We start from the raw sequence: 24207 nt of genomic DNA on the forward strand, positions 1-24207 counted from the left end.
TCTGTTGTGCCGTCGGATGGAGAACTGCACGACCAGGGCCGCATGGGCTCAGTACCAGTGGTTGGCCTGCCAGAACGACCACGCCTCACAGGGGCTGCCGTAACGGCTGTCCATGTAGTTGAGGCCCCACTTGATCTGGGTGGCGGGGTTGGTCTGCCAGTCGGAGCCGGCGGACGCGTACTTGCCGGCGGGCAGCGCCTGGAAGAGGCCGTAGGCGCCGGAGGAGGCGTTCACGGCGTGGTAGTTCCAGCTGGACTCGTGGTCCACGATGTTGCTGAAGCACTGGAACTGGCCGCTGGGCACCATCTGCGCCGCCATCGCCTGGATCTGCGCGATGGAATAGGAGCTCTGGATCGGGAAGTCGCCCGCGCTGCGGCTGGCCTTGGCCTTGGCCTCCGCGCGGTCCTTGGCCGCCTTCTCGGCGGCTTCCTTCTTCGCGATCGCCGACTTGGCGGCGGCCTTGCGGGCCGACTCCTCGGCGTCCTTCTTCGCGCCCTCGTCCGCGGCGATGGCCTGTACGTTGGCCTGCTGCGTGAGGGACGCCGTCTGTACCTGGGCCTGCTGGCCCGCAGGTATGTCGGCGAGGAGCGTCGCGTCGCTGGCCGTCGCTTCTGCGTCGTTGGGCTGCGCGACGCTGCCCGAGGCAACGCCGACGACGCTTCCGACAGCGGTGACCGCCGTGGCCGAGGCCACTGCGAATCCCCGGACCGAGATCCGGCTCACACGGTTTTCCTTCCAGCGTCGCCCGCTTCGGTGACCCTGGCGGACGCAATCGTGCCCTTGACGCTGGTCTCCGAACTACGGGGTCACAGGAGACACGGGCCCGGTGGGCAACTCCCGATGAAGGAGTGCCACATGGTGCACGGGCGGCATGCGACGGTCGGTATGGAGTTGAAGGTGATGCTCAAGCGGTGCCGTAGTGCTGAAGGCACAGATGTGTCGCATGCGGGGCCTGACAGGACTGAGACTTTGCCGTAACCAGACTGTGCAAGGCAATTCCGAGTTGCGTGTGAAAGCTCACACCTGTGGGCACCCTGGGTATTTCGCGAAACCCCCACATACGCCGGCGCCGCCCGACTAGGCTCACAGCCTTTGTCGGACGGCGCCAACCACCGCTCATCCCCGGTAAGTCGGGGCGGGTCGTTCAGATATGCCCATCCTCCAGCATTTCGGTCACAAGTGCTGCGATCTGGGACCTCTCGGACCTGTTGAGCGTGACATGCGCGAAGAGCGGATGGCCCTTCAGTTTCTCGACGACGGCGACCACTCCGTCATAACGCCCGACCCGCAGATTGTCCCTTTGCGCCACATCGTGGGTCAGAACAACCCGGGAATTCGCGCCGATCCGGGACAGAACGGTGAGAAGCACATTCCGTTCGAGCGACTGCGCCTCGTCGACGATCACGAAGGCGTCGTGGAGGGAGCGGCCCCGGATGTGGGTCAGGGGCAGGACCTCCAGCATGCCTCGCGCGGTGACCTCCTCGATGACCTCGCGGCTGGTGACCGCGGACAGCGTGTCGAAGACCGCCTGCGCCCAGGGGCCCATCTTGTCGGCCTCGGAACCGGGCAGATAGCCCAGCTCCTGTCCGCCCACCGCGTACAGCGGCCGGAAGACCATCACCTTCTGGTGCTGGCGGCGCTCCAGGACCGCCTCCAGACCCGCGCAGAGCGCGAGCGCGGACTTGCCGGTGCCGGCCCGGCCTCCCATCGACAGGATCCCGACGTCCGGGTCCAGCAGCAGATCGAGCGCGATGCGCTGCTCGGCGCTGCGGCCCTTGATGCCGAAGGCCTCACGGTCGCCGCGCACGAGGCGGACGTTGCCGTCGGCGGTGACCCGGCCCAGGGCCTTGCCCCGCTCCGACTGGATGGTCAGCCCGGTGTGCACGGGAAGGTCGGCGGCCTCGGGCACGTGGATGTGCCCCTCCTCGAAGAGGATGTCCACCTGCTCGCCGGACAGGACCAGTTCAGACATTCCGGTCCAGCCGGAGGAGCCCGTGATGGCGAGTTCGGCGCGGTACTCCTCCGCGAGGAGCCCGACCGACGACGCCTTGATCCTGAGCGGGAGGTCCTTCGACACGACGGTGACGTCGAATCCCTCGGCCTGGAGATTTCGGGCGACCGCGAGGATGCGGGAGTCGTTGTCACCCAGGCGGTAGCCGGACGGCAGCACGCTGGGGTCCGAGTGGTTGAGCTCGACACGGACGGTGCCGCCGAGTTCCCCGATCGGGATGGGGGCGTCGAGGCGACCGAACTTCACCCGGTAGTCGTCCAGCAGGCGCAGCGCCTGACGGGCGAAGTAGCCGAGTTCCGGATGGTGCCGCTTGGCCTCCAGTTCCGTGACCACGACGATGGGGAGCACTACCTCGTGCTCGTCGAAGCGGGTCAGGGCGTTCGGGTCGGCCAGCAGGACGCTGGTGTCGAGAACATAGGTGCGCCGGTCTGGCATACGGCGCTTTGTGCTGGTCACCACGGAAGGACGTACCCCCTCGGATGAGGTCGGGGAGCGACGGAGTGGAGCTGGACCGGTCGTCGGCCGCTTCGCACGGGCCGAGAACCGGCCCCCCGCTGCTTCTTCCGTGCCGTGACCGCACGGTCGGGCTGGTGCAAAAGGGCCTCCCGGGCGGACGGCCCCGTGCCGCCCGCTGAGATCCGACACCCGTGGTTCGGGTGTCGACCTGCTTGGCTTATTCCCTCGAACCAGCGCCGCCATGCCACGGCATATGACGGCGCGCCGGTGAACTCCTCGTTACTTCCGCCCCGAACGGGGTAAACGGGACGCCTCTCGAAGGCGTCCCGCAGAACGGTGTCTCAGCCGCCGTAACGGCGGTGACGGGCCGCGTAGTCGCGCAGGGCGCGCAGGAAGTCGACCTTGCGGAAGGCCGGCCAGAAGACCTCGCAGAAGTAGTACTCCGCATGGGCCGTCTGCCACAGCATGAAACCGGACAACCGCTGCTCGCCGCTGGTACGGATCACCAGGTCGGGGTCGGGCTGGGCGCCGGTGTAGAGGTGGCGGCCAATCAGATCGACGCTGACGGAGTCGGCGAGGGCCTCCATCGAGGTTCCCTTGTCCGCCGCGTCCACGATCATCGAGCGCACGGCGTCGGCGATCTCCTGGCGGCCGCCGTAGCCGATGGCGACGTTGACCAGTATCCCGTCGACGTGGGAGGTGGACTCCTCGGCGACCTTCAGCGCCGTTTGCACGTGGGAGGGGAGGATGTCGGGGGTCCCGACGTGGTGGACGCGCCAGCGGCCGTCGGCGGCGAGGGTGCGGACGACGTCCTCGATGATGCCGAGGAGCGGCACGAGTTCGTCGTCGGGGCGGTCGAGGTTGTCCGTCGACAGCAGCCACAGGGTGACGACCTCGACGTCCGTCTCGGTGCACCAGCCGAGGAACTCCTCGATCTTCTCCGCACCCGCGCGGTGACCGTGCTCGGTGGTGGAACCCGCGGCCTTCGCCCAGCGTCGGTTGCCGTCCATGATGACGCCGATGTGCTTCGGCACCTGAGCGTGGTCCAGGTGACCTTCCACCCGGCGTGCGTACAGCCTGACCAGAAGGCCGCGCAGCTTGTCGCGCAGGTTCACGTGATTGTCAGCCCCTCCGTACGGTGCGGTCCCCGCGGGGCGCAGCCTACCCCTGTGGGGCCTGGGCCGTTGACGGGGGTGGAGGGCGCGGCCCTCTGCGCGGTCCCGTGCCCGCGGCTGTGCCGGGGTAGAAAAACGGGCCGGTCCGTGGGGGGGGAGACGGACCGGCCCGAGGGGGGGTTTCCACCATAACCCTTCGTAAGTGATGCTGCGTGCATCGGCACGCCACAACTACTCTCCGGAGTCGCCCGGCGACGCGCCGGTGGCCGCGGAAGGCATGGTTCATGGGTGGTTCATGGCCGGAACACAACGGATTCCCAGGGGAATGGGCCCGATCGCCGGGGGAAGCTGAGGTTGAGGAGGGGCTGGAGGCCCTGGCGGCCACTCGCCGGCGTGTCCCTCCGACGGGCTACTCCGGCCGCGAACGCCCGCTTGACGCGGGGCGCCACCGCGCAGCCCCCTCCACTGCGCGGTGACGTCCACGCAGCTTTGCGCACGCGAATTGCCTGAATGAGAACTTACGCGAGGTCGGCAGAGGACGTGAACCGATCGCGATAACGATGTGGAAACTCTGTGGAGGCCCAAGCCGAAGCGCGCGGCGGCGTACGGCGAAGCGCGGGCGGACGGAGGGTGGTTCCCGGCCAGTCGGGCGCTACGGGCGGCGGGCCTCGAAGAGATGGCGGGTGCTGTACGCGACGAACGGACCCTCGGCCCGGATCTGCTCGTGCAGGGCGCGGAGTTGGGGCCGGTAGGCCGCCACCGTGAAGCCCGGGACCATCCACACCACCTTGCGCAGGAAGTGGACCACGGCGGCGATGTCGTGGAACTCGACACGAAGCCGTTCCGTCCGCAGACCGACGACCTCGAGCCCCGCCGCCTCCGCGCCGGCGCGTTCACGCTCGGGATGCCGGGCACCGCTCACCCCCTCGGGCTGCGGCCCGAGGAAGTACTCGACGAGCTCGAAGACGCTGCGCGGGCCGACGTGCTGGGCGAAGTAGGTACCGCCGGGCCGGAGCACACGGGCGATCTCCTCCCAGAGGGGCCGCACCGGATGTCTGCTCGCGACCAGGTCGAAGGTGGCGTCCGCGAAGGGCAGCGGAGCGTCCTCGGGGGACGCGACGACGGCGATGCCACGCGGACGCAGCAACGCGGTGGCCTTGGCGACGTTCGCCGGCCAGCCCTCGGTCGCGACGGTGAGCACGGGGGCCTTGGGGGCTGCCCGGCCGAGCGCGAAGTCCAGGACCTCCCCTCCCCCGGTCTGCACGTCGAGCGCGGCGCCCGCGCCCGCCAGCCGTCCGGCCAGCGACATCGCGTATCCCCAGGAGGGCCGCTCCTCGGTGGCCCGTCCCTCGAACCAGGAGAAGTCCCACCCCTCGGTGGGGACGGCGGCCCCTTCGGCGAGCAGGGCCTCGAAGGCGGGGTCCGCGTGGTCGCTGTCGTCGCCGGGGTCCCGGCCCTTGTCGTCCATACGGGGATGGTGGCAGAGGGGTCGCGGAGGTGCCGCCGATTTACGGCAGCGGCTCACGCGTAGCGCAGCAGCACGACCCCGTTGCCGAAGCGGCGGGTCTCCGTCAGGCGCAGGGTGGTCGGGGTGCTCGCCTCGGTCCGCGGGAACAGGGGCTTGCCGCTGCCGACGATCACCGGGTGGACGTAGACGCGGAACTCGTCGACGAGGCCGTGCCGGAGGAACGCGGCGACGAGATCGGCGCCGCTGAGCCCGAGGTCGCCGCCCGCCCGCTCCTTGAGCAGCGCGACCTCCTCGGGGACGACGTCCCGGACGATGGTGGTGTTCCAGTCGGCGTGCTCCAGCGTCCGCGAGTACACGATCTTCGGCTTCTCGCGCCAGATCGCCGCGAACTCCGCCATCGTGGCGGGGATGTCCGGATCGGCGTCGGCGGTCGGCCAGAAGGCGGCCATGAGCTCGTAGGTGGTCCGGCCGCTGAGCATCGCGCCCAGTTCCCGGACCGTGTCGTTGAAGTGCGGTGCAGCTCGTCGTCGACCTGGTGCCAGGAGATGTCGCGGTCCGGGCCCTCGATATACCCGTCGAGGGACACCGACATGATCAGGACGATCTTCCTCATGCGACGGTCCCCTCTTCGTGTGCGGCTCGCTACGGTGCCAAGGAGCCAGAGGGTCCAGAGGGTAACGACACCGGCGAGGGGAGACGGGGATGGCGCGCTGGCGGGACGGGTGGGGGGAGCTCGTGGTGAGCGACGGAGACGGCGGGGGCGAAGACGGGGACGGGGGCGGGGGCGGCTTGCGGGTGCCTCTGGAGATCGCCGCGTCCTACCGGGCCCGCACCAGAGGGCTGCTCGGGCGGGACTCGGTGGACGGGGCGATGCTGCTGACCCCCGCCGGCAGCGTGCACACCTTTCGGATGCGCGTGCCGATCGACGTCGCGTATCTCGACCGGCGGCTGCGCGTCATCGCCGTGCGCACCATGCGGCCCGGGCGGCTCGGCCTGCCCCGGCCGCGGTCCCGGCATGTGCTGGAGGCGGCGGCCGGGGCGATGGAGGGCTGGGGGCTCCGGGCCGGGGTCCGGGTGGAGGTTCGGGTCAGCCCGCCGTACGCGGGAACGTGACCTCCACCCGGCGGTTCTTCTTGCGGCCGGCTTCGGTGGAGTTGTCGGAGATGGGGTACTGCTCGCCGTAACCGCGGACCTCGAAGGTGATGTCCGGGTCGTTCAGGTCGCCCGCGAGTTCCGCCTGGACGGCGTCCGCCCGCTGCTTCGACAGGACGTCACCGTGCGCGGAGGAGCCGAGGTTGTCCGTGAAGCCGAAGACCCGGACCACGGTGGTGTTGCTCTGCTTCCTGATCTCCGCGGCGATCGTGGCGATACGGGACTTCGCCGCCGCGCCGAGCTTCGCGCTGTCCTTGCCGAAGAGGACCTCGGCCTGGAGCGCGAACGTCACGTCCGCGTTGGTGTCCTCCCGGCGTTCGTCACCCGACTCGTCCTCGACGACCTGCTTGATGTCGAGCACCTTGGGCTCGGCGAGGGTGCCGCCCTCGGGGAGCTTGAGGTCGGGGTCGTTGGGGTCGACCTCCACGGGGGCCGTGGCGGTGGGTTCGGTGCCGGGGGGAACGCTGGGGGTCGTGTCGGCTTCGGCGGCGGGGGCCATGCCGATCATCACGAGGGTGGCCGTTGCCACCGCCAGAGTGAGACGTGGGGTCATGATCGCCTCACCCGGAGATCTTGATGACCCCGCTGGGGAACAGCGGGAGTTGGAAGGAGACATCCGTCGAGCTCGCGGGGGGCGCGGGGAACTGGAGGAAGACGTCGATGGATTCCCCGGCCTTGATCGTCGAGAAGCCCGTCGTCGTCAGCGGGCGACCTTCGGTATCGCGGAGGACGTAATAGCGCTTCTTGCTCTTGGAGTCGACGAGGGTCGCGCCGCCGAGGGATCGTCCGTTGTTGATGATCTCGGTCTCGTTGCCGCTCAGGGCGGACGGGATCGTGACCAGTGTGCCGCTGTCGTTCTTCAGGGCGCCGTTCACGGTGACGAAGCCGCCGGAGTCGCGCACGGCGGACGTGATCTGGAGCAGAAGCCCGCTCGGGCCCTTCAGCTCGGCGATCGGCTCCTCCGACTGCCCCTCCTGCGGGTCCGGCTGCGATTCACCGGTCTGCGAGGCGGACGGCGAACTCTGCGGCTTCTTGTCGTCGTCGCCTCCGCTGCCGCAGGCGGCCGAGCCGACTGCCAGCCCGGTCACGACCGCGAGCGCGACCATCCCCCTGCGGGCTTTCGCAGTGAACCGCATGCTCATCACTCCGCTTCTTTCTGCACTCGTCGATCGCACATCAGTCGGTGGCCAGGTGGACGGCGAAGAGGTCCTCGGGTCCGGGCAGATCGGTGAGATCGTCCGGGTCCAACTCCCAGTCCTCCCCACCTTTGCAGGTGAGCGTCGGCAGCACGTCGTCCTCGGTATCGTCGCCCGGCGGGTCACCGGACGGTTCCCCCGACGGCTCGCCGGACGGTTCGGACGGCGGCTCGGTGGGGGGCTCGGTCGGCAGCGAGAAGGTGCACAGGGACTCAATCACCGCGACGGCCGAGGCGTGTGCCCTCCTGGTGCTCGTATCGGGGATCACCGAGTCGCCCGCCGGCTTGTTCGCCTGGACGGTGACCCGGTAGCTCAGAAGGCCGTCCGGCGTGCAGTCGACGTTGCCCGCGTCGTTCAGCGCCGCCAACTGGGTCGCCCGCCAGCACGCGTTGTTCCCGCCGTTCCCGTCGAAGATGTCCTGCCACTTCGTCGGATCCCGGACCACCGCCTCCCACAGGTCGGCGAGGTCGTCCCTGGTCTCCTGAGCGGCCGCCAGGGCCGCCGCGTCGGCGGCGGTCTGCGCGCCGTTGCGGTTCACCGCGGCCTGGCCGACCGCGAAGTACGCGAACGCGAGAAAGAGCAGGCCCGCCACCACCGTGATGTAGATGGGGAAGACCTGCCCGGCGTCGCCGTACCCACGAGGTCGGATCAGGGAGCCACCTTGCCGATCTGAGTCGTGAGCTTGTCCACGATCGTCTGGCCCAGGTTCGTGTTGGCGATCAGGACCACGATCGCCACCACCACCGCGATGATTCCCAGGTACTCGACGGCGGTCTGTCCCCTGTCGTGGTCGGCGCGGCGCCGTACGGCCCGGACCGTCGTGTTCGTCCAGCCGCTCACCCGGACCCTGGCCGCGACGGCGGTCTTCAGCAGCAGGTCGCTCATGGCGTTCCCCTCCATCGGTGGCGTCACCGGCAACGTAAGGCCGTGTGTCGGCCTCGGAGAAGGGTCCCCGGGCCCAATTCCGGGCCCAGTCGGACGTCCGGTGGAAGGGCCTGCGGAGTGGCCGGCGGGGTCTCATGAGGTCACCGCCGTGCCGAGCCACTTGGCCGCGGCCTCGGAGCGGCTGCTGCTGTGCAGCTTGGCGAAGATGCGGTTGATGTGGTTCTTGACGGTCTTCTCGCTGATGAAGCAGGTGGCGGCGATCTGCTGGTTGTTCATGCCCGACGCGATGAGGTCCATGATCTCCGCCTCCCTCGCGCTGAGTGGGAACCCTTTCCTGCCCGCCGATGACAAGGACGACGGGGCTGACAGGGACGACTGTCTCACGACCGGTTGCAACTGCGAAAGCGCTTCCGCAGAACTCGGTGAAAATAGGGGAGATGAGTCCGTTTTTGCGTGTGCAGTCGCATCGCCTCGCAGGTGTGCGAGTACTGCCGTCGCCGCCGTAGGAGTGAAGTGGGCCCGGCCCCGGGTGACGTCCCGCACCGCCGACACCAGCTCCTCCACGGTGAACTCCCCGTGGACGAGGTAGCCCCCCGCCCCACCGCGCAGGGCCTCCTGGACGATCTCGGGCTCGTGGCTGTACGTCAGCATCACGACCCGGGAGATCCGCGCCAGGTGCGGCAGGGCCGAGAGGCCGTCCACGCCCGGCATGCGGACGTCCAGGAGGACGACGTCGGGGCGGTGCCGGCGGGTCGCCTCGTAGGCCTCGCGGCCGTCCGCCGCCTGGGCGGCGACCGTGATGTCCTCCCGGCCGGACAGCAGGGCGGTCAGGCCGGCGCGGACCACCGGGTTGTCGTCGGCCACGACCACGCGCACGGGGGTGGGCCCGGGTGGTGGCGGGAAGGGCGGCTGCTCGGCGCCGGGGCGGTGGGGCGGTCGGTCCGGCATCAGACGACCTCCTCTGTGGGTGCGGCCAGCGGAAGTTCCAGGCACACCTCGGTGCCCCGGGAGTCGTGGCCGTGGCCGATGCGGATGCGGGCGCCGACGGCGGCGGCCCGCTCGGTCATGCCGACCAGGCCGAAGTGGCCGGTGCGGCGCAGCTGTTCGAGTGTGGCGCCGGGCGGGAGGCCACGGCCGTCGTCACGGACGCTCAGGGTGAGGAGCGCGCCGTTCACGGCCGCCCGCACCTCCACCCGGGTCGGGGCCGCGTGACGGTGGGCGTTCTCCATGGCCTCCGAGGTGATCGTGAGGAGCTGTCGGGCCACCGCGGGCGGGACGGGGACCGTCGCACGGTCGCCGGAGGCGTGGTAGCTGACCGGAAGGCCCGTCCGGTCCCCGAACCCGTCCGCGTGGGCGGCGAGTTCGGGCAGGATGTCGACGTCCTGCGCCGGGTCCGGCTCCCGGCGGAGGTCGGTGAGGAGCTCGCGGGACTCGGCGGCGGCGCGGCGGGCGGCGCGGGCGACCAGTTCGGCGTGCTGCCGCACGATGACCGGGTCCGTCCCCGGTGTGCCCGCCGAGTGGGCCAGGGCGTCCGCGGCGAGGGCCACGCCGTGCAGTGTCTTGGCCACGGAGTCGTGCATCTCGCGGGCCAGTCGGGCGCGTTCGGCGGCGACCGCCTCGGTGCCTGCCAGCCGGGCCCTGACGGTGGTCAGGGCCTGGGTGGCCGCGCCGAAGCGGAGCATGAGGTGGCGCAGCGACGAGCCCATCGCGCCGGTGATGACGCAGAGGCCCGGCAGCAGCAGTCGCTCGGCGAGGCCGACGCCCGGCTCCCGCACGAGGGTGGCGTGGACCAGCAGCAGGATCAGCGACTGGAGGGACGCGAAACAGGCGGCGCCGCGCCAGCCGTAGACGATGCCGGCCAGCAGCGGGGTGCAGACGCTGACGTAGGCGAGCGTGGTGTCCGGCCCCGCCGATATCAGCAGCAGAGTGCCGAACAGGGTGTCCACGGCCAGCAGGGAGGGGTGGCGCAGGAGAAGAGGGCCGAAGCGTCCCCAGTCGCGGAAGAGGACGTAGGACCCCATGAAGGTGACGACCACGGCCGCCCCCACCAGCCGGGTGCCCAGGCCCGGGGCGGCGTTGAGGAGGGCTGCCGGGGTGGCGACCGCGATCATGGCCAGCCGGAAGCCGAACACCTGGCGGCACATCGCCTGGAGCGCGTTGACCTGGAGGCGCACGTCCTCCTGTATCGACGGCTCGCCCGTCGCACCAGACGTCGTCATGGCCGTCGCACCGGTCGTCGTCATGGCCGTCATCCCGTCCGCCTACTCGCCCGTGATCGAGCTGAAGTCGGTCCCGGAGCCGAGCAGCATCCCCGCGCCGAGGAGGAGCATCGTCGCCGGGACCATGAAGGTGGTGATCATCAAGGTGGCCTTGGGGACCGCGCGGGCCGCCTTGCGACGGGCGTTCTGCGCGTCGGTGCGGCGCATGTCCTTGGCGATCGAGACGAGCGTGTCGACGATCGGCGCGCCGAGTTCCTCGCCCTGCTGGAGCGCCGTGACGAACATGGCGACCTGCTCGGAGTCGTTGCGGCGGCGCAGCTCCTGGAAGGCCTCGCGGCGGCTCACGCCGAGGTCCATCTGACGCAGCGTGATGCGGACCTCGTCCGCCCAGGGTCCCTCGTACCGGGACGCCACCCGGTCGAGGGCCTGCCGGAAGCCGAGGCCCGCGCTCACCACCACGGCGAGGACGTCGAGGAAGTCCGGCAGGGTCCGTTCGATGGCGTCCTTGCGGACCCGGATCGCCGACCAGATGCCGACCTCGGACCAGAACACGCCGAAGGCGAGCATGAGCAGCGCGAGGAAGAAGCTGCCCTGGAGCAGCGCGGCGAACGCGCCGAGGGCGCCGATCCCGCCGTAGACCGCGCGCCGGGCCGCATAGCGGTCGATCGTCAGGCCGCCCGGGTTGCCCGCGAGGTCGATCCTGCGCCGGTATCTGTCGACCTGCTTGGGGCCCATCAGACGCAGGACGGCGGGGGCGTACCGCATGCCCAGGCGGTCGACGAGCGAGCCGACGGCGCCGGTGCGGGTCGAGCCGACCTCCAGGGCCAGCGCGAGGTCGGTGGGCAGCTTCACTTCGGCCCGGTACATGCGGATGCCGGCGAACATGCCCCAGACGCTGAGCGCCGCGGCCAGTGCGAGCAGCAGTTCCATCCCGGTGTCACCTCCTGCTCAGACGTCGATGCGGGACATACGGCGGATGAGGACGAAGCCGACCGCGTAGAGGCCGAACGCGATGATCACGCAGGCCTGGCCGACGGCCGAGCCCGTCATCCGGTCCAGCGTTCCGTCCTCGACGCTGTTCATGAGGAACAACGCCCCGATCCCCAGCGCGGGCACCGCGTAGGACGTCATGTTCACCTGCGACAGCTGGGTGCGGACCTCGCGCCGGGTCTCCTTGCGCTCCTCCAGCGTCTCCGTGAGGTTCCGCAGGGCGCCGACGACCTGGCCGCCCGCCCGGTTGGAGAGGACCAGGGTGGTGACGAGGACGACCAGCTCGCGGGAGGGCAGCCGGTCGGCGAGTTCACCCAAGGCGTCGTCCATGGAGTGGCCCACCGCCAACTGGTTGGCGACCTTGGCGAGTTCCTCGCCCGCCGGGGCCTCCAGTTCCTCCGCCGCCATGCCGATCGCGGTGCGCAGCGCCAGGCCCGCGTGGGTGGCGTTGGCCAGGATGCGCGCCAGTTCCGGGAGTTGGTTGATGAACCTCTCGATGCGTTTCTGGCGCTGCCAGGCGAGGAACTGCCAGGCCGCCCAGGCGCCCAGGACACCGGCGATCGGGCCGAAGAAGGGGGCCAGGGTGGCCTGGCCGACCAGCCACAGGCCGGCCACCGCCGCCAGCATGTAGACGAAGAACTCGCCGGGTGTCACGTCGAGGCCCGTCGCCGCCAGTTTCAGCTCCAGCCTGCGGCCCGTCGTCGTACGGCGCAGCCGCCGGTCCAGGGTGCGGAAGCGGCGTCGGCGGCCGGTGCCGGGGAGCCGGCCGGTGGAGGAGAGGCGCTCCACCAGCTCCGCCCGCTGCGCCCGGCCCCGCGCGTACGCGTGCACGCCCGCGACGGCCAGGGCGCAGGTCAGGAGGGTCCCGCCGGTGGTGAGGGTGATCAGGGTCTCGAGGTCCATCAGCGTTACCGGGCTTCCCTTGTCGTCAGTTCGTGAGCCGCGTGGGCCACCCCGAACGCCTGCGGGATCGGCTGGCCCGCCATGTACAGGCGGTCCGCGGTGCGGCGTGGGAGGGGGAAGTACGCGAAGACGCCGTGGACACGGCCGTCGGCGGCCATCGGCCGGGCGTCGAAGCGGGCGATCGTCGCCAGCCGGTACGGCTCTCCGCCGTGGCTGTCGAGCACGGCGATCTCGGTGATGCGGCGGGCGCCGTCTGCGAAGCGGGTGAGCTGGACGACGACGTCCACGGCGCTGTTGATCTGGTCGTGCAGCGCGACGAAGGGGATCTCGACGTCCGACATCGACGCGAGGGTCTGCAGGCGCATCAGGGCGTCCTCCGCGCTGTTGGCGTGGACCGTGGCCAGGGAGCCGTCGTGGCCGGTCGACATCGCCTGGAGCATGTCGAGCGACTCGCCGCCCCGGACCTCGCCGACCACGATCCGGTCCGGGCGCATTCGCAGGGAGTTGCGGACCAGGTCGCGGATGGTGATGCGGCCGTTGCCCTCGACGTTCGGGGGCCGGGACTCCAGGCGGATCACATGGGACTGCTGGAGCTGGAGTTCCGCCGAGTCCTCGATGGTGATGATGCGTTCGCCGTCCGGGATCAGCCCCGAGAGCGCGTTCAGGAGTGTCGTCTTGCCGGTGCCGGTCGCGCCCGAGACGATCACGTTGAACTTGGCCTGCACGAGACCCGCCAGCAGGTACAGCATCTGCTCGTCCAGCGAGCCGAAGCCGATCAGTTCGTGGAGGGTGAAGGAGCGCGGGAAGCGGCGGATGGTGAGGGTCGGGCCGGTCAGGGACAGCGGGGGGATGATGACGTTGACCCGTTCGCCCGACGGCAGGCGCGCGTCGACCATCGGGTTCGTCTCGTCGACGCGGCGGTTGACGGTGGAGACGATGCGTTCGATCGTCTGCATCAGCTGGTCGTTCGACGCGAAGCGCAGGGGGAGTTGTTCCACCCTGCCGCCCCGTTCGACGAAGATCGCGTCGGGGCCGTTCACCATGATCTCGGTGATCGACGCGTCTTCGAGGAGGGGCTCCAGGATGCCCAGGCCCAGCGCCTCGTCGACCACCCGGCGGATCAGCTGCGAGCGTTCCACCGTGGACAGGACGGGACCCTCGCGGCTGATGATGTGCCCCAGTACCCGCTCCAGCCGCGCCCGGCGCTCGGCGGCCGCCAGCGAGCTCATCTCGGCGAGGTCGATCTCCTCCAGCAGCTTGGCGCGGTAGGAGGTCACCAGATGGCCGTCCTCGCCCCGGCCGCCGTTCTCCTCGGGGGAGGTGATGCGTGCCCGCAGGCTCATGGATGCGTCGCCTTCCTTCAGTGGTCGACCGGCATGGTGGCCGTCTTGTGCGCCTCGCCGAAGTTCCCGATGCCGGGGATCACGGAGGGGATGGTGACGGTGGAGGTGACCCGCACCTCGTCGCCGAGGTAGGCGGGCGAGCAGCTCACGTTCAGCCAGCTGCTGGCCGCCTGTGCGCAGTCCCCCGCGAAGTCCTCCCTGAGCGCCGCGCTGCGCGCGCCCGCCCGCGCCGCGGTGCCCGCCTGCTGCGCCGCGTACGCGATCAGGCCGAGCTGTACGGCCGCCAGGGCCACGAGGAGGAGCAGCGGGAGGAATCCGAGGTACTCCAGGGCCACCTGGCCCCGGTCTCGGCCGCTCCCGCGCCTTCGCGTCGGCATCTCAGTCGTCCTCTTCCTCGACGGCGCCCGCGTGGGCGTGCACCGTGAACGGGAAGTTGACGGTGCCGGGGAACAGGACGGGGACCTTCATGGAGACGTCGGCCGTCACGTATCCCGAGGACGAGCAGCTGACCGTGGCGCCGGACTGCCACGCGCCCGACAGGTTCTTCTTTCCCGCCTGTTCGCACACTGCCTGCCGCTCCCCCCGGTGCGCCGCCGTTCCCGCCCGCACCGCCTCGTCGGCAGCATGCCCCGCGAGCGTGAACGTGTACCCCACGAGGACGAACTGCCACACCACCACCAAGGTCACGATGATCAGCGGTGTCATGCCGAGGAACTCGATGGTGACCTGGCCCCGGTCGCGCGCCCGATGTCCCCACATGCCGTTCAGTCCCTCCGCCGCCGGAACCCGGCCGCGCCCCGGTCCGCGCCGCGCGTCCGGCCGCCGGCCCTGCGCACGAGGGCGGTCTCCGGCGCCTTGACGAGCCCCAGTTCGCCCGCGAGCGCCCACAGTGCCTGGCGGACGGCGCCCTTGCCGTCGAGGGCGTGCACCCGGCCGGCGTCGACCGCGGCCTGCAGTTCCCGGAAGTTGGCGGGGACCGTGGTCGCGGCGATCGCCGTGCCGGTGATCTTCTGGATGAGCGGGGGCTGGATCTCCGTACCGCGGGTGTGGCGGTTGACGACGACGGTCGTCTCCTCGGCCTTGCGGATCTGGAGCCGGTCCCACATCCGTACGGTGCGTTTGGCGGCGCGGACGGCGACGACGTCGGGGGTGGTGACGAGCAGGGCCCGCTCGGCCAGTTCGACGATGGCCGCGCCCGCGCCGCTCAGCTGGGCGCCGCAGTCGACGACGACGACCTCGTAGCGGGAGCGCAGGGCGCCGATGATCTGGCGGGCGGCGCGGTCGGTGACCTCCTCGCCGCGTTCGCCCTCGCCGGGGGCGAGGAGGAGGGCCACGCCGGTCTCGTGCCGGAAGACGGCCTCGGCGAGGATGCGGGGCGAGATGTCCGTGATGGCGGCCAGGTCGACGACCGAGCGGCGGAACTGGACGTCCAGGTAGGAGGCGATGTCGCCGGACTGGAGGTCGAGGTCGACGAGTGCGGTGGAGCGCCCGGACGCCTGGGCGGCGAGGGCCAGTTGGACGGCGGTGAGGGTGGCGCCCACGCCTCCCTTGGCGCCGCTGACCGTGACGACGGTGCCGCCGACGCCGGTGAACACGTCGGCGCCGTGGCCGAGATGGCGCCGTACGCCGACCGACCACTGGGCGACGGCCTGGACGCGGTTCGCCAGGTCCTCGTAGTTCAGCGGCAGGGTGACCAGACCGCGGGCGCCGGAGTCCATGGCGGCGGCGAAGAGGCCGGGGCCGACGTCGGTGGTGACGAGGATGACGCCGACCGCCGGGAAGCGCAGGGCGACCTCGCGGACCAGCTCCAGCGCCGGTACGGGGCCGATGCGTTCGTGGACGACGACGACCTCGGGCAGTTCGTCGACCGATTCGGCGGCGAGCCGGGCCAGGGTGTCCACGAGCTGGGTGGAGTCGGAGACGGGGGCGACCGGTTCGGCGTCCGGGAGCTGGCTGAGCAGGGTGGTGAGGGAACGGACCGCGTCCGCGTCGCCGACGGCCGGGAGGATCCTCGTGGGCATGGGCGGCGGCCTCTCACTTGTCCGTGACGAGTTCGTAGGTACGGTCCTGGTCGGGGACCGCGGTGTCGCCGCCGGGTGCGACGAGGGCGAGGCGGACGCGCTTGGCGAAGGACTCGGCGTAGGTGATGCGCTGGGCGTCGAGCGTGGACAGCGCGAAGGTGATGGGGACCGCGTCGGTGGGCGACTGGCCGCGGTCGTTCTCGTCCGGTTCGAGGGCGGTCAGTTCGCCCACGTCGAGGACCCGGGCGTTCGTCACGATGATCTTCGACTGGTCGGGATCGCTCTCCCGGGCGCCCTCGAAGGTGGCGTAGACGTTGACGGACGATCCGGGGGTGATCTTGCCGGCGACTCCGGTGGCCGCGTCGATCATGATGGCGACCTCCTGCTGGCCCGGCCGGAGGGCGGGCTGGTCGACGATCATGTCGCTCTGGAGCAGGGAGCCCTTCTTCAGCGTGGTCACGGCGATCTTGCCGCGGATGGCGGCGAGGTCGGTGACGGCGTTGTCCGAGAGCCAGCGCTCCGGCATCTCGATCTTCTTGAACTGGCCCGCGCTCAGGGTGGTGTAGGGCGCCACGTCGGAGCTCAGCTCGTAGGCGGTGACCTCGGGGCCGACCTTGGACTTCACGTCGTCGATGACGGAGAGGACGCCGGCGAACGCGCCGAGGGCGCACAGGACCGACAGGAGCAGGAGAATCACGCCGCGGCGCTGACGGGAGTTCATGAACCGTGCAACCTCGTTGGGGGTCGGGTCGAGCGGACGGGAACAGGCGTACGGGTCGAACGGGTCTGGCTGGTCGAGCTGGTCTGGCTGGTCGGGCTGATTCAGTCGCCCGCGGTGAGCGCGCGGGCGGCGGGACGGGCGGTGAGGTCGGCCGCGGGCGGCGGGGTCGCGGAGCAGAAGACGCAGCGGTCACCGATGACGTCGATGCCGCACCAGTGGCAGACGCTCTGCCGGACGGACGTGACCAGCTGGTAGAGGACCGACAGGTCGGGCAGGTAGGCGCAGAACTCGATCACCTTGCCGGTGCCCCACCAGTCGGCGGACTCGGCGGGCAGGTGCGTCTCGCGCAGTCCCTGGGCCTTCCAGGCGGGGGCGAGGGTGTCGGTGACCCAGTCGGACTGGAGCTGCCCGCGCGCGACGAGCAGCCGGGTGCCGAACTCCGGTCCGGGCAGGACCGTTTCCGGGGTGGCCTTCACCAGTTCCGGCTGCGGGTGGGCGAGCACACCGAACTGACTACCCGGAACCCATGACCTGGCATGCGAGGTCAGGCCGACCACGGGTACCCGGTCGAGCCGGGCGACGGAGCCGAGCAGCGCGCCCGCGTGGAGGTAGTGGGTGAGCAGCCGGCCCGCGCAGGCGAGTACGCCGGGTCCGAGGCCGCAGGAGGCCAGCTGACGCAGCTGGCGGGCGAGGACGGCCACCGCGAGCGGCGGGAGGTCGGGGCGGAAGAGCGCGATGCGGTCGCTCTCGAGCAGGGAGCGGATGGTGTGCAGGCGCTGCTCCACGGCGGCGGGGACGGACCGCGAGTACACGACGATCACGTGTCCGTACTGATCGACGAGGGCCTGGACGGCGGCGAGGGCGCGGTCGAGCGGCAGCTGGTCGAGGTCGGCGAGAACGGTGGCGGGCAGGGTGCGTTCGTCCTGCGGCGGCAGCGCCAGGTCGGCTCCGGTCACGGCAATGGCTGTTGGCACGCGCAGCTCCCCGATTCCCGCGGTCCGGCCCACCGGCGTTACTCCGGTGCACCGGGGTGACTTCATTGCGTGACTACCTCAGCACTGTATCCACGCCTCTGTGGCCGGAGAACAGCTTTGCCTGGCTGCCAAGCAACTCTTCTTCGCGCAAGTCCCGCCAAATCGGGGCAGGTTACGCACGGGCGGCCTCCACCGGCCCTCCACAACCGGACCTCTTGACAAGAGAATTGGTCTGGACCAACTTACTGTCATGTCCCCACTGAAACGAACGACACGACTCGGGTCGGGAGCCGCGGGCGTACTCGCCGCCGCCCTCGCCCTGTCCATGACGGGCGCGGCTCAGGCGTCCGCCTCGGACCTGAACAACGCCAAGAACGCCGGCTTCGAGTCCGGCCTGGCCGGCTGGACCTGTTCGGCGGGCAGCGGTACGACCGTCTCCTCGCCGGTGCACGCCGGCGCGGCCGCGCTGAAGGCGACCCCGGCCGGACAGGACAACGCCCGGTGCGCCCAGACGGTGGCCGTGAAGCCCAACTCGACGTACACGCTGAGCGCGTGGGTCCAGGGCGGCTACACCTACCTCGGGGTGACCGGCACGGGCACGACGGACGTCTCGACCTGGACGCCCGACTCGGCGTCGTGGAAGCAGCTGTCGACGACGTTCACCACCGGCGCGTCGACTACCTCGGTCTCCGTGTACACGCACGGCTGGTACGGCCAGGCGGCGTACTTCGCGGACGACGTGTTGGTGTACGGACCCGACGGCGGCGGAGGCGGCGACCCGGCCCCGACGGTGCCGGGCGCGCCGGCCGGACTGGCCGTGTCGGGAACGACCTCGTCGTCGGTGTCCCTCTCGTGGAACGCCGTCTCCGGAGCGACCGGCTACTCCGTCTACCGCGGCGGCACGAAGGTCACGGCGGTGACGGGGACCTCGGCGACCGTGACCGGCCTCGCGGCCTCGACCTCGTACAGCTTCCAGGTCACCGCGACCAACGCGGCGGGCGAGTCCGTGAAGTCGACGGCGGTCACGGGGACGACGACCACCGGCAACACCGGGGGCGGGACCGTGCCCAGGCACGCCGTGACCGGCTACTGGCAGAACTTCGACAACGGCGCGACCGTCCAGCGGATCTCCGGCGTCTCCTCCCAGTACGACATCATCGCCGTGGCCTTCGCGGACGCGACGACGACGCCCGGCGCCGTCACCTTCAACCTGGACTCCGCGGGCCTCGGCGGCTACACGGTGGACCAGTTCAAGGCGGACATCAAGGCGAAGCAGGCGGCCGGCAAGAAGGTCATCGTCTCGGTGGGCGGCCAGAACGGCACCGTGTCGGTGAGCGACCCGACGTCCGCGTCCAACTTCGCGAACTCGGTGTACACGCTGATGCAGACGTACGGCTTCGACGGCGTCGACATCGACCTCGAGAACGGCCTGAACGCGACGTACATGTCGCAGGCCCTGCGGTCGCTGTCGGCAAAGGCGGGCTCGGGGCTGGTCCTGACGATGGCCCCGCAGACGATCGACATGCAGTCGACCTCGGGCGGCTACTTCCAGACGGCGCTGAACGTGAAGGACATCCTCACGGTCGTCAACATGCAGTACTACAACAGCGGTTCGATGCTCGGCTGCGACGGCAAGGTCTACAGCCAGGGCTCGGTGGACTTCCTGACGGCGCTGGCCTGCATCCAGCTGGAGGGCGGCCTGGACCCGTCCCAGGTGGGTCTGGGCCTGCCCGCCTCGACGAGCGGCGCGGGCAGCGGCTATGTGTCGCCGACGGTGGTCAACAACGCCCTGGACTGCCTCACCAAGGGCACCGGCTGCGGGTCCTTCAAGCCGTCGAAGACCTATCCCGGCCTGCGGGGCGCGATGACGTGGTCGACGAACTGGGACGCCTCGGCGGGCAACGCCTGGTCGGCGGCCGTGGGTCCGCACGTGCACGCGCTGCCGTAGCGGCGGAGTGGTGCGCGGGCACGCGTGACGGGTGAGGAGGGCGTCGCTTCACGGCAGGACCGTGGGCGACGCCCTTCCGCGCGTCCGCCCCCCCTGCTACCCGGCGGGCCGGTAGTGGCCCAGCACCCAGGCGAGCTGGGCGAACCAGCCCCGCAGCCGCTCCTTCGGCTTCGCCGTCACCACGCACTCGTAGACCCGGCCGTCCACGTGCACCACCGCGACCATGAGGGCCTTGCCGTTGGGGCTCGCCCGGTAATGGACGCTGCGGACCTCGGGCCACGGGAACTCGACGGTGATGTCGTACATCTCGAAGGCGACGCCCGCCGCGTCCACGACGACCGAGTTGTGCTTGTCGACCGCGAGGAACTCGGGCCCGGGCGGCGGCTCCGCCTGCGGGGCGAACTGCGGGGCGTACTGCGGGGGGAACTGCGGCGCGGGCTGCGGCGGGTGGTGCGGGGCGTACTGCGGCGGGGGCGGGCCGAAGCCCGGCGGCGGCTGGTCTGTCACCACGAGAACGTACCTCCGCGATCCTGTGCGGCCACTTTCGGTCTCCGCTGAAACATTTCCCTCGCTCCACGGCATTAGTGAGGTGAGGACAGCACGGAACCGACGCAGGGGGAACACTCATGAGGCAGGCCGTCCGCGCGGACGAGTACGCCGAGTTCGCGGCGGCGCGTACCGGGCATCTGTACCGGTCGGCGTGCCTGCTCACCGCCGGGGACACGCACCTCGCCGAGGATCTGGTCCAGGAGACCCTCGGCAGACTGTACGTCCGCTGGGGGCGGGTGTCCCGGGTCGACAACCCGGCCGGTTACGCGCAGACCGTCCTCACCCGCGCCTTCCTCGCCCACCAGCGGCGGCGCAGCAGCCGCGAGCGGGCCGTGGAGGTGTTCCCGGACGTGGCCGACGGCAGCGGCACCGACACCCCGTTGCGGCTGACCCTGATGCAGGCCCTCGGGCGGCTGCCCGCCAAGGACCGGGCGGTGGTGGTCCTGCGGTACTGGGAGGACCGCTCGATCGAGGAGACCGCCGGCGCGATGAACGCGAGCTCGGCGGCCGTGCGGACGCGCTGCTCGCGGGCGCTGGGACGGCTGCGGGAGCTGCTGGGCGAGGACATCGACGAGTACGCCCGCCCCTGAGCCGTCCGGCACCCGGCGCCCGGCCCTGCCCCCGCCCCGTGCACCTCACCCCCTGACTTCGCAGTCTTCTCGACCCCTCTCGCCGAAAGCGGTGGTTCACCATGCCTGTCGACCAGCACAGCGACTCCTTCGAGGAGCGGCTCTCCGCCGCCCTGCGCGAGGCCGGCGGCGCCTTCGACGGCCCCGCCGCGCTCGCCGCCGCCGGCCGGGCCCGGGGTGACCGTATGCGGCTGCGGCGCAGGACCGCGATCGCGGGGGGCGCGGCGGGTATCGCCCTGGTGGGGGTGGGCGGTGCGCTGCTGACGCCGTGGGGCGGCGCGTCCGACCCGAAGCCCTCCTCCGTCGCCGCGACCGGCGGCGGCAGCGCCGAGCCGGCGGCCTACTCCTCCGACGACATGCTCCGCACCCTGCGGAAGCTGCTCCCGAAGGGCGAGTTCAGCGGGACCGAGGCACGCGGCACGGGTGAGAGCGGCCCGCCGCTCGCGGTGGGGGTGTACGACGACGGAAAGGGCGAGGCGGCCGTCTCCGTGGGCCTGGGCCGGATCGCGACGGAGGAGGGCAAGTTCGCTCCGGCCTCCGCAGTGCTGCCCTGCGCCGACGCCGGCCGGTCCGACCTCGGCACCTGCCGGACCGAGACCCTGCCCGACGGGTCCGCCGTCACCGTCTACCAGGGCTACGAGTACCCCGACCGCCGCGGCGACCTCAAGGCGTGGGGCGCGGACCTGGTCACCCCGTCCGGACAGCACGTGAGCGTCGTCGAGTGGAACGCCCCCGCGGAGAAGGGCGAGCCCGTCACCCGCCCGGCACCGCCCCTGACCACCGGCCAGTTGAAGCAGCTGGCCGCGGCCTCGGAGTGGCTTCGCGTCGTCGACGCCATGCCCGAGGAGAAGAAGCCGGCCTCCCCGACCGCCTCGTCCGCCCGCCCCGCCGAGATGGCCGGCTGGCTCATCCTGCGCAAGCTCGGTCTGCTGCTGCCCGAGGGCCTCGACCACGTGTCGAACGGCAGCCAGGAGACCGGGTACGGCTACTTCGTCGTCGACGACGGCAAGGGCGCGAGTCTGGTCCAGGTCAACGTGCAGCCGGACATGTCCGACGTGGCCGACCAGCTGTACGGCGCCGACGCCGAGACCCTCTCCGACGGGACGCGCGTCGCGACCAAGCAGGGGCCGGGCGAGAAGGGCGGTGCCGGCGTCGTGATGTGGACCGTCGACACCCTGCGCGAGGACGGTATGCGGGTCGTCGTCAGCGCCTTCAACGCCGCCGCGCAGGACAAGGCCGCGACCCGGGCGAAGCCCGCCCTCACCATCGGACAGCTGCGGGCGATCGCGCTCAGTCCTCGGTGGCAGGCCACCGAGGACTGACGGCCGGGGATCGCGTATGGACTGGCCCTCGGGCTCAGGCTCGGGCGCCGGACAGCAGGTCCAGGATCTCCCGCGTCGTGCCCGGCTCGCCGATCAGCGGGAACAGGTACGACACGCGGTGGCGGTGCGCGTCCTCGTCGATGTCGGTCATCGCGTCGACCGCGAACGTGACGTGGTAGCCGTGCTCGTGGGCGGCGCGGGCGGTCGACTCGACACCGAGGCTGGTGGCGATGCCGGCGAGGACGATCTGCGTGACACCCCGGCGACGCAGCTGGAGGTCGAGGTCGGTGGCGTGGAAGGCGCCCCAGGTCCGCTTGGTGACCTGGATGTCGCTCTCGTGGCCGGTCAGCGGTTCGGCGACCGGGCCCAGGTCGTAGGGCCGGGAGCGGCCGCCGGCCAGTCGCGCCGCCTCGCTGCGGCCGGGCGTCGCGTCGGCGCCGTCGGGCGAGGTGGACATACGGACCAGGACGACGGGCGCGCCCGCGGCGCGGAAGCCGTCGGCGAGTTCGGCGGCCCGGGCCACGACCTCCGCCGCGGGGTACGGCCTGGTGGGGGCGGCGAGTGTGCCGGCCTGGAGGTCGATCAGCACGAGCGCGGTCTTGTCGTCCAGCACGGTCACGGCCACGGCCACGACACCTCTCCTAGGGGATCGACAGCCTAGGAGAGGTACTTGCCGAACTCAAGCTTGAGTTAGGCAAGTTCACGCCGTGGCGTTCAGAAGAACTCCGACCACGGCTGGTCCCAGACCTGTTTGACGCACAGCACCAGGAACAGCAGTCCCGCCAGCACCAGCATCGCGTTGCTCAGCAGCCCGTTGCGCCACTCCCGGGGGGTGCGGGAGGAGTTGAGCAGCCACAGGAGGGTCCCCGCCAGGAACGGCAGGAAGGCCGCGCCCAGCACGCCGTACAGGATGATCAGGCGGAACGGCTGGCCCTGGAAGAGCAGCACGATCGGCGGGAAGGTCAGCCACAGCAGATACGCACGGAAGGGCCAGGAGCGTTCCCGGCCGCCGGAGGCGACGGCCGCCCCGGTCGCGTCGCCGCGGCCGCGGCTGCGGGCCACGAAGTCGGCGAACATCAGGCTCACGCCGTGCCAGACACCGATCAGGGAGGTGAAGGAGGTGGCGAAGAAGCCGATCAGGAAGAACTTGGCGGTCGCCGTGCCGTACTCCGCCTCCAGGATGTCGCTCAGCTGGACGAGCCCCTTGTCGCCGCTCGCGATCGCCACGTTCGCGGAGTGCAGTAGCTCCGCGCCGACGAAGAGCATGGCGACGACGAAGATGCCCGTCGTCACGTACGCGACCCGGTTGTCGAGCCGCATCACCTTCATCCAGCCGGTGTTGGTCCAGCCCTTGGCGTTCACCCAGTAGCCGTACGCGGCGAGGGTGATGGTGCCGCCGACCCCGCCGATCAGGCCGAGGGTGTTGAGGACGGAGTCCTTCTCGTCCGGCAGGACCGGGAGGAGGCCCGCGAAGGCGTCGCCGAGGTGGGGGGCGACCCGGATCGCCAGGTACACCGTCACCACGAACATGACGCCGACCAGGACCGTCATGACCTTCTCGAAGACGGCGTACTGGTTGAACCAGACGAACACCAGGCCCACCAGACCGCAGGCGACGGCCCACGCCTTCAGGTCCATCACGTCCGGGAACAGCGCCTGGAGCGGCAGCGCGCTCGACGACATGGCCGCCGCGCCGTAGACGAAGCCCCAGACGACCACGTAGACGACGAAGAACCAGGTCGTCCAGCGACCGAGGCTCGCCCAGCCGTCGAAGAGGGTGCGGCCGGTGGAGAGGTGCCAGCGGCCGGCCGCCTCGGCCAGGGAGATCTTGACCAGGCAGCCGACGACCGCCGCCCAGAGCAGGGTGTAGCCGAAGTTGCTGCCCGCGATGAGCGTGGCCACCAGGTCGCCTGCGCCGACGCCGGTCGCGGCGACGACGATGCCGGGGCCGATGTACCTCCAACTGGACTTGCGTGGGGTCGCGTTGTCGATGCCGGATGGAGCCTCGGTGTCCGTGGGGTTTCCCGTGGTGTCCGCCATGAGGGTCAAGAAAGCCCAAAGAGGCCGCCCCGGCAAGGGTGCGGGCGCGATCTCCACCCGATGTGCTCACACTCCGGCCAAACCTCGAATGCCGGCCGACCGGCGTGGGCGCGGATACACTGCGCGGCCGGTCACTCGTCGCATTCCGCATGATTTCGGCCAGCGGCCCCTTGTCCTCTCTTGACCTGCTCATGCCATGCCTCGACGATGAGCGGCACCGCACCGCCGCACACGGCAAGCGCACAGCCCCCCACACCCGGCTCCC

At 70.9% G+C, this 24207-nt stretch carries 25 protein-coding genes and 1 pseudogene; 4 read left to right on the forward strand and 22 right to left on the reverse strand.

Annotated features, from left to right (window positions below; all coding sequences use genetic code 11):
- Positions 1-48: 48 nt before the first annotated feature.
- The 5 genes and pseudogenes from OG440_RS13010 to OG440_RS13030 all read right to left on the reverse strand — a co-directional run bounded on the left by OG440_RS13010 (position 49) and on the right by OG440_RS13030 (position 5663).
- Positions 49-723 (reverse strand): transglycosylase SLT domain-containing protein, encoded by a 675-nt coding sequence (locus OG440_RS13010; RefSeq protein ID WP_057603157.1) that lies wholly within the window; start codon positions 721-723, stop codon positions 49-51.
- Between the two features lie 421 nt (positions 724-1144).
- Positions 1145-2470 (reverse strand): PhoH family protein, encoded by a 1326-nt coding sequence (locus tag OG440_RS13015; RefSeq protein ID WP_406007005.1) that lies wholly within the window; start codon positions 2468-2470, stop codon positions 1145-1147.
- Between the two features lie 338 nt (positions 2471-2808).
- Positions 2809-3582, reverse strand: a complete 774-nt coding sequence (locus OG440_RS13020) for an isoprenyl transferase (RefSeq protein ID WP_406007006.1) — start codon at positions 3580-3582, stop codon at positions 2809-2811.
- A 652-nt stretch (positions 3583-4234) separates the two neighbouring features.
- Positions 4235-5050 (reverse strand): class I SAM-dependent methyltransferase, encoded by an 816-nt coding sequence (locus tag OG440_RS13025; protein WP_406007007.1) that lies wholly within the window; start codon positions 5048-5050, stop codon positions 4235-4237.
- Positions 5051-5103: 53 nt separating this feature from the next.
- Positions 5104-5663, reverse strand: a pseudogene (locus OG440_RS13030) (dihydrofolate reductase family protein).
- 89 nt (positions 5664-5752) lie between these two features.
- Between OG440_RS13030 and OG440_RS13035 the strand changes: the two are divergent.
- On the forward strand, positions 5753-6163 hold the full coding sequence (locus OG440_RS13035) for a DUF192 domain-containing protein (protein WP_406007008.1): 411 nt from the start codon (positions 5753-5755) through the stop codon (positions 6161-6163).
- Here OG440_RS13035 and OG440_RS13040 read toward each other — a convergent pair.
- The 14 genes from OG440_RS13040 to OG440_RS13105 form a co-directional block, all read right to left on the reverse strand.
- Complete coding sequence (locus tag OG440_RS13040) at positions 6138-6755, reverse strand: OmpA family protein (protein ID WP_406007009.1); 618 nt, start codon at positions 6753-6755, stop codon at positions 6138-6140. The genes OG440_RS13035 and OG440_RS13040 overlap by 26 nt on opposite strands.
- Positions 6756-6762: 7 nt before the next feature.
- Positions 6763-7344 (reverse strand): hypothetical protein, encoded by a 582-nt coding sequence (locus tag OG440_RS13045; RefSeq protein ID WP_406007010.1) that lies wholly within the window; start codon positions 7342-7344, stop codon positions 6763-6765.
- 34 nt (positions 7345-7378) lie between these two features.
- Complete coding sequence (locus tag OG440_RS13050; RefSeq protein ID WP_406011337.1) at positions 7379-8047, reverse strand: pilus assembly protein TadG-related protein; 669 nt, start codon at positions 8045-8047, stop codon at positions 7379-7381.
- Positions 8047-8283, reverse strand: a complete 237-nt coding sequence (locus OG440_RS13055; protein WP_406007011.1) for a Flp family type IVb pilin — start codon at positions 8281-8283, stop codon at positions 8047-8049. The genes OG440_RS13050 and OG440_RS13055 overlap by 1 nt, the downstream gene beginning before the upstream one ends.
- A 132-nt stretch (positions 8284-8415) precedes the next feature.
- Entirely contained in the window at positions 8416-9231 is an 816-nt protein-coding gene (locus OG440_RS13060) for a response regulator (RefSeq protein WP_406007012.1), read from the reverse strand.
- Positions 9231-10502, reverse strand: a complete 1272-nt coding sequence (locus tag OG440_RS13065; protein ID WP_406011338.1) for a sensor histidine kinase — start codon at positions 10500-10502, stop codon at positions 9231-9233. The genes OG440_RS13060 and OG440_RS13065 overlap by 1 nt, the downstream gene beginning before the upstream one ends.
- Positions 10503-10544: 42 nt before the next feature.
- On the reverse strand, positions 10545-11432 hold the full coding sequence (locus tag OG440_RS13070) for a DUF5936 domain-containing protein (protein ID WP_406007013.1): 888 nt from the start codon (positions 11430-11432) through the stop codon (positions 10545-10547).
- An 18-nt stretch (positions 11433-11450) separates the two neighbouring features.
- Positions 11451-12395, reverse strand: a complete 945-nt coding sequence (locus tag OG440_RS13075; protein ID WP_406007014.1) for a type II secretion system F family protein — start codon at positions 12393-12395, stop codon at positions 11451-11453.
- Positions 12396-12400: 5 nt separating this feature from the next.
- Complete coding sequence (locus tag OG440_RS13080; RefSeq protein ID WP_406007015.1) at positions 12401-13738, reverse strand: CpaF family protein; 1338 nt, start codon at positions 13736-13738, stop codon at positions 12401-12403.
- A 17-nt stretch (positions 13739-13755) separates the two neighbouring features.
- Positions 13756-14115 (reverse strand): TadE/TadG family type IV pilus assembly protein, encoded by a 360-nt coding sequence (locus tag OG440_RS13085; protein ID WP_406007016.1) that lies wholly within the window; start codon positions 14113-14115, stop codon positions 13756-13758.
- A 1-nt stretch (position 14116) separates the two neighbouring features.
- Positions 14117-14497: a TadE/TadG family type IV pilus assembly protein gene (locus OG440_RS13090; protein WP_406007017.1), complete on the reverse strand. Its 381-nt coding sequence runs from the start codon at positions 14495-14497 to the stop codon at positions 14117-14119.
- 5 nt (positions 14498-14502) lie between these two features.
- Complete coding sequence (locus OG440_RS13095) at positions 14503-15759, reverse strand: CpaE family protein (protein WP_406007018.1); 1257 nt, start codon at positions 15757-15759, stop codon at positions 14503-14505.
- A 13-nt stretch (positions 15760-15772) separates the two neighbouring features.
- Positions 15773-16480, reverse strand: coding sequence for a Flp pilus assembly protein CpaB (cpaB, locus tag OG440_RS13100; protein ID WP_406007019.1), 708 nt, complete (start codon positions 16478-16480; stop codon positions 15773-15775).
- A 101-nt stretch (positions 16481-16581) separates the two neighbouring features.
- Positions 16582-17454: a hypothetical protein gene (locus tag OG440_RS13105; protein ID WP_406007020.1), complete on the reverse strand. Its 873-nt coding sequence runs from the start codon at positions 17452-17454 to the stop codon at positions 16582-16584.
- Between the two features lie 250 nt (positions 17455-17704).
- Here OG440_RS13105 and OG440_RS13110 point away from each other — a divergent pair, with 250 nt between their 5' ends.
- Positions 17705-19402 (forward strand): chitinase, encoded by a 1698-nt coding sequence (locus OG440_RS13110; RefSeq protein ID WP_406007021.1) that lies wholly within the window; start codon positions 17705-17707, stop codon positions 19400-19402.
- A gap of 96 nt (positions 19403-19498) precedes the next feature.
- On the opposite strand, the gene OG440_RS13115 is transcribed toward OG440_RS13110, so the two are convergent.
- Positions 19499-19909: a hypothetical protein gene (locus OG440_RS13115; RefSeq protein ID WP_406007022.1), complete on the reverse strand. Its 411-nt coding sequence runs from the start codon at positions 19907-19909 to the stop codon at positions 19499-19501.
- 119 nt (positions 19910-20028) lie between these two features.
- Between OG440_RS13115 and OG440_RS13120 the strand changes: the two genes are divergently transcribed.
- Together OG440_RS13120 and OG440_RS13125 are read left to right on the forward strand one after the other, a co-directional pair.
- Entirely contained in the window at positions 20029-20541 is a 513-nt protein-coding gene (locus OG440_RS13120; RefSeq protein WP_406007023.1) for a SigE family RNA polymerase sigma factor, read from the forward strand.
- A 101-nt stretch (positions 20542-20642) separates the two neighbouring features.
- Positions 20643-21902 (forward strand): hypothetical protein, encoded by a 1260-nt coding sequence (locus OG440_RS13125; RefSeq protein ID WP_406007024.1) that lies wholly within the window; start codon positions 20643-20645, stop codon positions 21900-21902.
- Positions 21903-21936: 34 nt separating this feature from the next.
- Here OG440_RS13125 and OG440_RS13130 read toward each other — a convergent pair whose 3' ends face one another.
- On the reverse strand, positions 21937-22527 hold the full coding sequence (locus OG440_RS13130) for an isochorismatase family protein (protein WP_406011339.1): 591 nt from the start codon (positions 22525-22527) through the stop codon (positions 21937-21939).
- A gap of 89 nt (positions 22528-22616) precedes the next feature.
- The gene (locus OG440_RS13135; RefSeq protein ID WP_406007025.1) at positions 22617-23942 is read right to left on the reverse strand and encodes an Nramp family divalent metal transporter; all 1326 of its coding nucleotides are present in this window, start codon (positions 23940-23942) and stop codon (positions 22617-22619) included.
- Positions 23943-24207 lie beyond the last annotated feature (265 nt).

The sequence above is a fragment of the Streptomyces sp. NBC_00637 genome (assembly GCF_045161545.1).
Lineage (GTDB): Bacteria > Actinomycetota > Actinomycetes > Streptomycetales > Streptomycetaceae > Streptomyces.

Coding starts and splice junctions, on each gene's coding strand:
- OG440_RS13025 (WP_406007007.1), bottom strand. CDS start 5,050: ATGGACGACAAGGGCCGGGACCCCGGCGACGACAGCGACCACGCGGAC.
- OG440_RS13060 (WP_406007012.1), bottom strand. CDS start 9,231: ATGCCGGACCGACCGCCCCACCGCCCCGGCGCCGAGCAGCCGCCCTTC.
- OG440_RS13070 (WP_406007013.1), bottom strand. CDS start 11,432: ATGGAACTGCTGCTCGCACTGGCCGCGGCGCTCAGCGTCTGGGGCATG.
- OG440_RS13125 (WP_406007024.1), top strand. CDS start 20,643: ATGCCTGTCGACCAGCACAGCGACTCCTTCGAGGAGCGGCTCTCCGCC.
- OG440_RS13090 (WP_406007017.1), bottom strand. CDS start 14,497: ATGTGGGGACATCGGGCGCGCGACCGGGGCCAGGTCACCATCGAGTTC.
- cpaB (WP_406007019.1), bottom strand. CDS start 16,480: ATGAACTCCCGTCAGCGCCGCGGCGTGATTCTCCTGCTCCTGTCGGTC.
- OG440_RS13035 (WP_406007008.1), top strand. CDS start 5,753: ATGGCGCGCTGGCGGGACGGGTGGGGGGAGCTCGTGGTGAGCGACGGA.
- OG440_RS13055 (WP_406007011.1), bottom strand. CDS start 8,283: ATGAGCGACCTGCTGCTGAAGACCGCCGTCGCGGCCAGGGTCCGGGTG.
- OG440_RS13080 (WP_406007015.1), bottom strand. CDS start 13,738: ATGAGCCTGCGGGCACGCATCACCTCCCCCGAGGAGAACGGCGGCCGG.
- OG440_RS13085 (WP_406007016.1), bottom strand. CDS start 14,115: ATGCCGACGCGAAGGCGCGGGAGCGGCCGAGACCGGGGCCAGGTGGCC.
- OG440_RS13135 (WP_406007025.1), bottom strand. CDS start 23,942: ATGGCGGACACCACGGGAAACCCCACGGACACCGAGGCTCCATCCGGC.
- OG440_RS13045 (WP_406007010.1), bottom strand. CDS start 7,344: ATGAGCATGCGGTTCACTGCGAAAGCCCGCAGGGGGATGGTCGCGCTC.
- OG440_RS13065 (WP_406011338.1), bottom strand. CDS start 10,502: ATGACGACGTCTGGTGCGACGGGCGAGCCGTCGATACAGGAGGACGTG.
- OG440_RS13040 (WP_406007009.1), bottom strand. CDS start 6,755: ATGACCCCACGTCTCACTCTGGCGGTGGCAACGGCCACCCTCGTGATG.
- OG440_RS13075 (WP_406007014.1), bottom strand. CDS start 12,395: ATGGACCTCGAGACCCTGATCACCCTCACCACCGGCGGGACCCTCCTG.
- OG440_RS13110 (WP_406007021.1), top strand. CDS start 17,705: ATGTCCCCACTGAAACGAACGACACGACTCGGGTCGGGAGCCGCGGGC.
- OG440_RS13095 (WP_406007018.1), bottom strand. CDS start 15,759: ATGCCCACGAGGATCCTCCCGGCCGTCGGCGACGCGGACGCGGTCCGT.
- OG440_RS13120 (WP_406007023.1), top strand. CDS start 20,029: ATGAGGCAGGCCGTCCGCGCGGACGAGTACGCCGAGTTCGCGGCGGCG.